This window comes from Roseovarius sp., assembly GCF_040219995.1.
Classification (GTDB): Bacteria; Pseudomonadota; Alphaproteobacteria; order Rhodobacterales; family Rhodobacteraceae; genus Roseovarius.
Genome location: NZ_JAVJUC010000023.1, coordinates 1 through 7,714 on the forward strand (window position 1 = coordinate 1; position 7,714 = coordinate 7,714).

Below are 7,714 nucleotides of genomic sequence, written 5' to 3' on the forward strand. Positions count from 1 at the left end.
CGTGATGTTGACAGCGCTTGGAGAGGAAATGGACCGTATCATCGGCCTAGAGGTCGGTGCGGATGACTATTTGCCCAAACCCTTCAATCCGCGCGAGTTGCTTGCGCGGATAAGGGCAATTCTGCGTCGGGCGCAGAAACCAGAAGTCCTGGCGGGAAGTCTTACAGGCAGCCGTGTATGGTTCGCAGATTGGACGCTGGAAACCGACACACGCCGTCTTGTCGCGGTAGACGGCCGAGAGGATGTGCTGACAACATCAGAGTTCAAACTGCTGACAATCCTGCTGGAACGCCCGCGCATCGTGATGAGCCGCGAGCAGCTTTTTGACCTGACGGTTGGGCGAACACCGGCCGCTTTCGACCGAACTATCGACAACCAGGTCAGCCGACTGAGGAGGAAGATTGAGTACAACCCGGGACGACCAAAAATCATCACCACGGTTCGAAACGGGGGCTACTGCCTTGCAACGGATGTCGAGGTGCAGCAGTGATCCGCAAGCGTCTGGATAGCTTGCGTGTCCAGCTTCTGCTGCTCATTATAGGCAGCCTCCTTGTGGCGCAGACAATAAGCCTCTGGCTGTTCGTGGACGAACGCGGCCTCGCCGTGCGCGCTGCGATCGGGGCAGAGGCGGCCGGACGCGCAGCGAATGTGGCGCTTCTCCTCGAACGGGCGCCACCGGACCTGCATGCCTCTATCCTCCGGGCCGCTGACTCCCCGCTTGCAAGGTTTCGGATCGACCCGCAGGCAGCTGTGGACCATCTTGATCACCGTGCAAAAGGAGCGGTCGAAGCGCGTATCAGGTCGTTTCTGGGTGCCGAAGACAGCCGCGAGATTCGCGTGGAGTTGCATGAAGTCGAGCGCGCATTCCCGCCAATGAAGATGATGCCACCGCAGATGGTCGCCGAGCACAAACAGATGATGCATGACAAGATATCAGGGCTTGAACTAACGCTCTCTATCGCGCTTGCAGGTGGCACTTGGCTGAATGTCGATACGCGCTTTCAGCGCCCGCCGCTGCAATGGCCGGTCTTTTCCGCGGTGAGCTTTGGCTTAACGGCGGCCTTGCTAATTGGCGTGGCTTGCTGGTACCTGCTTGCCCGCCTGACGTGGCCGCTCAGACGTTTAGCCCAAGCCGCCGACAGTCTGGGTCGTGGTGAGGAAAGAGAACCGCTTCCGGTCGCTGGTCCAAGCGAAGTCAGAGATTTGACGGATACCTTCAATCGCATGCAGGAACGACTGATGCGCACGGTTGCGGACAAGACGCGTATCATGGCCGCTCTGGGTCATGATCTGCGCTCGCCACTGACCGCCTTGCGGGTTCACGCAGAGATGGTGGATGAGGAGGAGACGCGCGACGCCTTGGTGAAATCCATCGAGGAGATGCAGGATATGGTCGAGCGCACGCTGGCTTTTGCGCGCGGCATGGCAATCAGTGAACCCCCGGAAACGGTGGAGTTGGGAAAATTTCTCACAGAGCTGAAACGGGACATGGTGGACGCCTTCCAACTCGAAACGGACGCACCGCTTCAGATAAGGCTTCGACCTAATTCTATGCGCCGAGCTCTGCGGAACATCGTGGATAATGCAGTGCGCTATGGTGAAGTTGTCGAGGTCACCTATACCCGGGAGTATGACAGAGCCTTGATCTGGGTGCGCGATCATGGTCCCGGCATACCTGACACTCAATTAGAAGAGGTTTTTGAGCCGTTTTACCGGGTCGAGACGTCACGTTCGCGCGAGACGGGTGGCACCGGTCTCGGCCTTTCAATCGCCCGCACCATACTGCGCTCACATGGCGGCGACATCACTTTGCAGAACCACCCGGACGGCGGGCTTCTGGTGCGCCTCGATTTTCCGTTTTGACAAAGCTACAACCAGCAAGAAAGGACACGATGATGAGTACCTATATGATGTCGATGAAAACCTGCGTGAGCGCTCTGTTGGCGAGCACAGTCCCGGCGCTTGCAGATTCCGGCAATCCTGCCGATAGCAGCTTTGGGCACATGATGTGGGGTGGTGCTCATGGTTGGTGGGGAGGTTTCGGCATGATCCTTTTCTGGGGGGTGATTATCGCTGTGGCCGTCTTCTTCTTTCGTATGCTCACCAGCAACCGTTTGGGGGAAACCCGCGATGCGATGGAGATCCTCAAGGAACGCTATGCGCGCGGTGAGATCGACGAGGATGAGTTTCGGCGCCGCAAGCAGGAACTCCAAAGTTAAGCCACTATGTCCCCTCCCTGCGTCGCCTCGTCCACCCAAGAGCCAGATGGGAGGATCATTTTCGTTTCCTGCGGCGGACGTCATCCTTCGCCAGACACGCGGAGACTGGCCGCGTCCTGCAGCGCCTGCATGACCACTTTCGCTGTCAGCAATTCGGGCAGAACGATGCCTTCGGGGGCTCCTGGCCCGTAGACCACGTTGAACGGTATGCCGTAGCGGTCGAAGCTCTCCAGATAACGCGAAATTACTTCATCGGGCCTGGTCCAGTCCGCCTGCATCGCGATTACGCCGGGCGCACGCAAGGCTGACGCCACCGGTTCGCGGTCCAGCACGAGGGTCTTGTTGGCCTTGCAGGTCAAGCACCAGTCGGCGGTGACGTCCACGAAAACGATATCCCCCTGCGAAACGTGCCGGGCGATCGCCGCGCGTTCGAATGCGGTCCAATTTGCGGCGACACGGTCTGTCGGCTCGTCACTTTGCAACAGGAGGCCGGAAAGGGTCAGGGCAACGATTGTCAGGATCAGGGCGGCAGACCCGCGCAGGACAGAAGACATGCGCGGCAAGCTCAGAATGGCGACAATGCCGCCGCTCGTCGCGGAAACCGCCCAGACCGACCGTGTCCCGGCGACGCCACCGAGCACCCAGAAAAGCCAAGCTGCGGTCGCCAGCAGGGCCAGCCCAAGGACGATCTTGAGCCAGATCATCCACCGTCCCGCCCGCGGCATCCGGACCACCATGCCCGGAAAAGCCGCCACGATCAGATAAGGCAAGGCCAGCCCCAGGCCAAGGGCAGTGAAAACCACGACGATGTCGATCGGGCGGCCAGCCAGCGCGAACGCCACGGCCGTGCCGAGAAACGGGGCGGAACAGGGCGTGGCAAGAACGGCCGCGAAGGCCCCTGTTGCGAAATCTCCAACATAGCCGCGCCCGCCGCCCGCTTTCGCCAGCCGGGTGTGCGCCGCGGACGGCAAAGAAATTTCGAACAGCCCGAAAAGGTTTGCCGAAAAGACCACCAGAATGACGGCCATCAGTGCAAGAAAGACCGGGTTTTGGAACTGCAGCCCCCAGCCGACCGTCATCCCGATTCCCCGCGCCGCCAGCGTTCCGGCAGCGATAACCCACATGAAGGCCAGAACACCGAAGGCCGAAACGGCAAATCCAGCCCGAACCCGTTGCCGCGACTGACCGTGGGCCTTCATGGCCGAGGAGAGCTTGATCGACAGCACCGGCAGCACGCAGGGCATCACGTTCAGGATGAGGCCGCCGAGAAAGGCAATCGCCGCAATCCAGGCAAGATCGGCCAACCCCGGCAAAACGCGATCGAGGGTGAAGGGCGGCGCTGCGGCCTTATCGCTCAGGGCGGGCATCCAGGTTGCGGCGCGGTCTCCATCCGTCACCGTCACATCGAGTGGTGGCGGGTCATCGGCGGCGGAGAGGATTGGCAGACGGGCCCATAGTAATCGGCCTCCCTCGCCCAAACGAATGTCCGGCTTACCGAAAGCCGTGCCCTTGCCCAATTCGGGAAACACGTCGGGCTCGCCGAAGGGGCGGTCGCTGCGGGCGGTTAAGGTTAGCGCGGACATCTCACCGTCCAGATACGCGGTTTCGACAGAAATGCTACTCGCCGCGCCCTCGTCGGGCACGCGGCCCGCATAGGCCGAAATCAGGGTTGCGGCGTCGGCATCGATTCCGCTGGCCCTTGGTAGCGCCAACTGCAGTTCGAAATCCTCCGGGACGCAAACGGTCGAACATGTCAGGACGTTCACGCCGGCCTTCAGCCGGACCGGGGCGCCAGGGTCTGCAAGTGTTATCCGCAGCGGAAAGACCACCTCATCGGAGTAGCCGAAATTCTCGATCCCGAAGGCGGTGAAGCGCTCAGGCGCCGGCCAGAGAAACTCGACATTCTCGATGTTCTCCGATCCCGCCCAGTCGATCGACGGCGGGATGCCCACCTCACCGGGCGAGCGCCAGTAGGTTTTCCAGCCCTTCGACAATTCCAAGTGCAGCCCCGCCGAGATCGAACGGGTATCCGGGCTGACCCCGTTCTCGGCCGAGATCAGACGTGCGGTGACGGATGTGCTGGAAAATTCATCGGAACTTGCTGCGAATCCGTATTGCGACGGCAGCACGAGAAGTATTGCCAAGGCCAGCAATACGCCCCCGAACAGCCACACAGTATGGCACGCTTTCATCATATTGTATCCCGCCCTCGCCAATGCTTTCGTCTATCGCGCCGCGCCATAGGCGTGTCAGTTGCCCTCTGGTGGCACGACCAGAAACCCTTCGCGGCCATCGGAACAGGTAATCGCCGCAACGCCATCAGGGCGCGATCTGTTCAGCGTGCACCCATTTGGAAGATGGGCTTGGAAGTCCTGGGTTGCCAGCACCGCTGAACCATCTTGCCGACACGCACCGAGCGCCTCCGAACAGGCCCCGAGCGCAAGCAATGAGACGAGTGCCGCGGCGCGAACGGCGAACTTCTGCAGGTGCCTACTCGGGAGCAATCGTCCGGCCAATCGCCGCATGCTTGTCCGCGGCCTCGGAGGTGTTTTTCTTCTCGTCACCATGGCAGGATTTGCCCATGACACGATGCATCGCGAAATGAGCTCCGAGGCAGACAACCAGCGGCGCGAACAAGATCGCGTTGCTCGTCAGGTCGCTCGAAAGGCCACCCGCCGCAAGATAGAGCACGATGGGTGCCAGCATGATCGCACAGCAAGCCCACATCCCGTATTTCATCAACCTGCCGGTGGTTTCGTGCGATTCCGGCCTTTCACTATTCTTCATGGTTCCGACCCTCGGTTGTTTCGCCCCTGCTAAAGGCTTCCCCAACGGGAAGGTCAACATTACAAACCGATACGAACTTCACGCTCTTGTCATCCTAACCATCCTTGACCCTCCAGTGGGGGAAGGTGGTCAAAGCCATTCAATTATATAACCAGAATCACGGAGGCAGACCATGGGCGATATGACTTGTAAGGCAGTGAGTCGGCGGGCTTTTCTGTTCGCTTCGGCCAGCGGGCTGGTGTCGCTCGGGGCACCAACCGTGCTGCGCGCTCAGGAGGCTGCGCCGGTTCGTCGGAACATTTCGTCGTTCCGGTTGCATGACTGGCAGGATCATTTCGATTCCCTGGGCAAAGGCATTCTGCTGTCGGATACCACGACGCGGGTTCTTCAGCACTGGACTGCGGACGGGGAGATGCGCATTTACCCAACATCAGTGCCGATGAGCGATGAGTTGACACGCCGCGGCTACAGCGAGATAGTCTACAAGGACGAGGCGCCGGATTGGGTCCCCACGCCTTCGATGCGCGAGCGTGACCCGTCATTGCCGAAATATGTCGCACCTGGTCCCAAGAACCCGCTGGGCGTCCGCGCCATGCATCTGACCTGGCAGTACTACCGGATTCATGGCACCGGCGACACGCGCAAGATCGGTCGCAGATCCTCCAGCGGCTGCATCGGTCTCTACAATGAGGATATCATCGAAGTTTTCGACAGGACGCCAATCGGCGCCCAAGTTAAACTCATCTGAAGCAAGGATCAAATGAAAAAGACAGTTCTGGCCGTTCTGGCCTTCTTCGTGTTCGGTGGCGCAGTCGTCTACTGGAACATCGCGCAGCAACCCCAGCAGAGGATGGGCCATTCGATGGTACCGCCCGACACCAGCGATCTGGAATCGGGCGCACCTATCGTCGAAGTTTCGCTGCCGGCGGAGCTTTCGGACCAGGCGCAGATGGGTAAGCGGGCCTACGAGGCGAAATGTGCGGAATGTCACGGCAAGAACGCCGCAGGCCAGAACGGGGTCGCACCGCCGCTCGTGCATAAGATCTATGAACCAAACCACCATTCCGACATGGCGTTCGTGATGGCCGCGAAAAACGGCGTGCGCGCCCATCACTGGAAATTCGGAAACATGCCGCCGGTCGAAGGTTTGACCGATGGCGACGTCAAGTTGATCGCACGCTATGTACGTGAATTGCAGAGGGAGAACGGGATCAACTAAGCCTTGGGCAGGTTCCGGGCGTCCACTCTCACTATCCGGCCTGATCTTCCGATTTTCAAATTTGATTGCCAGCGCCATAATTGCCGCGGTTGAAACACAGGACTCTCCATGCCGACTCGACGCGATTTTCTCATGCAGGGGGCGGCTACCACCTCGGCTCTTGCCCTTACAAAGCCGCTTTATGCCGCGACGTCAGAGTTCCAGTCCCTCGACGCCCGCACGGCCAGCGTTCAATTGGCGCCGGAAGGTTATCCCAAGACCAAAATCTGGGGCTATGGCGGCGCGATGCCCGGCCCTCAATTGCGTCTTCAGCAGGGTGCGCGGCTGCAACGCCGCTTCATGAATGAACTGCCCCAGGCAAGCACGGTACACTGGCACGGGGTTCGTATAGACAATGCGATGGATGGTGTCGCGGGGCTAACCCAGCCTGCGGTCGAGCCGGGGCAGAGCTTCGACTATGATTTCATCGCGCCGGATGCCGGAACCTACTGGTATCACGCACATAACCGCTCGACCGAACAGGTGGCGCGCGGGCTCTATGGCGCGTTGATCGTCGAGGAATCCGAGCCGCCGGACCTGGATCGGGAAGAGGTGCTGATCCTCGATGATTGGCTGCTCGACCCCGAAACGGCGCAGATCGACCCGGACTTCACCTCGCGCCATGACCGCAGCCATGCCGGGCGGCGCGGCAATTTCATCGCCACCAACGGCCGGCACGACCTTTCCCTGGAGGTGCGCCAACACGAACGTCTGCGCCTGCGCCTCATCAACGCGGCCAATGCAAGGATTTTCGTGCTGTCGCTTCAGGGCATGGAAGGCTGGACGGTTGCGCTGGACGGCATGCCGCTGCCCCGTCCCGAGCCGCTAGCCGAGGCGCTGGTCCTTGGCCCCGGTCAGCGGGCCGATCTGATCGTCGACGTGACCGCCGCGCCCGACGAAACCGCGCATCTCGTTCGCCTTGAGGATCAGGAGGCGGCATCGCAGGTGGCTTTCCCCGTGACCCGAATGGCCTCGGCATCGCGCCGGGATTCACCGGACGCGCTGCCGCCAAATCCGGGGATGGAGGTGACCGGCCTCGATGACGCCAGGGCCGTGCGGCTCGACATGCAGGGCGGCGCAATGGGCAGGCTCGAAAGCGCGATTCTGAACGGCGAGAAGAAAAGCTTTCGCGAGTTGGTGTATGCCAACCAGTTCTGGTCGTTCAACGGGACGATCGGCATGACCGATGCCCCGCTTGTCGATGTCGAGAAGGGCGAAACGGTCAAGCTTCAGATCTACAACGATACTTCCTTTCCCCACGCGATGCACCTGCACGGGCTGCATTTCCGTGAAATCGGCGAGGATGGCAGGCTCGGTCCCTTGCGCGACACGATCCTGATGTTCGGCGGCCAGACCCGCACGATCGGTTTCGTGGCCGACAATCCCGGCGACTGGCTGTTTCACTGCCACATGCTCAGCCACGCGGCCTCGGGCATGATGACCTGGATGA

8 protein-coding genes are annotated in these 7,714 nt (G+C 60.7%); 6 read left to right on the forward strand and 2 right to left on the reverse strand.

Annotation, left to right across the window (positions count from 1 at the left end):
• The 3 genes from RID11_RS11735 to RID11_RS11745 form a co-directional block, all read left to right on the forward strand.
• Positions 1-490, forward strand: a 490-nt coding sequence (locus tag RID11_RS11735; RefSeq protein ID WP_350139245.1) for a winged helix-turn-helix domain-containing protein, incomplete at its 5' end; no start/stop codon positions are given.
• On the forward strand, positions 487-1,863 hold the full coding sequence (locus RID11_RS11740; RefSeq protein WP_350139247.1) for an ATP-binding protein: 1,377 nt from the start codon (positions 487-489) through the stop codon (positions 1,861-1,863). The genes RID11_RS11735 and RID11_RS11740, both read left to right, overlap by 4 nt.
• 32 nt (positions 1,864-1,895) lie before the next feature.
• Entirely contained in the window at positions 1,896-2,219 is a 324-nt protein-coding gene (locus RID11_RS11745) for an SHOCT domain-containing protein (protein WP_350139250.1), read from the forward strand.
• Positions 2,220-2,299: 80 nt separating this feature from the next.
• Here RID11_RS11745 and RID11_RS11750 read toward each other — a convergent pair whose 3' ends face one another.
• Together RID11_RS11750 and RID11_RS11755 are read right to left on the reverse strand one after the other, a co-directional pair.
• Positions 2,300-4,414 carry a protein-disulfide reductase DsbD family protein gene (locus RID11_RS11750; protein ID WP_350139252.1) on the reverse strand — a complete coding sequence of 705 codons (2,115 nt, stop codon included), beginning with the start codon at positions 4,412-4,414 and terminating at the stop codon, positions 2,300-2,302.
• A 295-nt stretch (positions 4,415-4,709) separates the two neighbouring features.
• Positions 4,710-4,925, reverse strand: coding sequence for a DUF2933 domain-containing protein (locus RID11_RS11755; RefSeq protein WP_350139254.1), 216 nt, complete (start codon positions 4,923-4,925; stop codon positions 4,710-4,712).
• Between the two features lie 253 nt (positions 4,926-5,178).
• Here RID11_RS11755 and RID11_RS11760 point away from each other — a divergent pair, with 253 nt between their 5' ends.
• The 3 genes from RID11_RS11760 to RID11_RS11770 all read left to right on the forward strand — a co-directional run.
• Complete coding sequence (locus RID11_RS11760; RefSeq protein WP_479607663.1) at positions 5,179-5,754, forward strand: L,D-transpeptidase; 576 nt, start codon at positions 5,179-5,181, stop codon at positions 5,752-5,754.
• 12 nt (positions 5,755-5,766) lie between these two features.
• Positions 5,767-6,225 carry a c-type cytochrome gene (locus tag RID11_RS11765; RefSeq protein WP_350139256.1) on the forward strand — a complete coding sequence of 153 codons (459 nt, stop codon included), beginning with the start codon at positions 5,767-5,769 and terminating at the stop codon, positions 6,223-6,225.
• A gap of 108 nt (positions 6,226-6,333) precedes the next feature.
• Positions 6,334-7,714 (forward strand): multicopper oxidase family protein (locus RID11_RS11770; RefSeq protein ID WP_350139258.1); only part of this gene is annotated, 1,381 nt, incomplete at its 3' end.

Coding starts and splice junctions, on each gene's coding strand:
- RID11_RS11750 (WP_350139252.1), bottom strand. CDS start 4,414: ATGATGAAAGCGTGCCATACTGTGTGGCTGTTCGGGGGCGTATTGCTG.
- RID11_RS11760 (WP_479607663.1), top strand. CDS start 5,179: ATGGGCGATATGACTTGTAAGGCAGTGAGTCGGCGGGCTTTTCTGTTC.
- RID11_RS11765 (WP_350139256.1), top strand. CDS start 5,767: ATGAAAAAGACAGTTCTGGCCGTTCTGGCCTTCTTCGTGTTCGGTGGC.
- RID11_RS11755 (WP_350139254.1), bottom strand. CDS start 4,925: ATGCTGGCACCCATCGTGCTCTATCTTGCGGCGGGTGGCCTTTCGAGC.
- RID11_RS11745 (WP_350139250.1), top strand. CDS start 1,896: ATGAGTACCTATATGATGTCGATGAAAACCTGCGTGAGCGCTCTGTTG.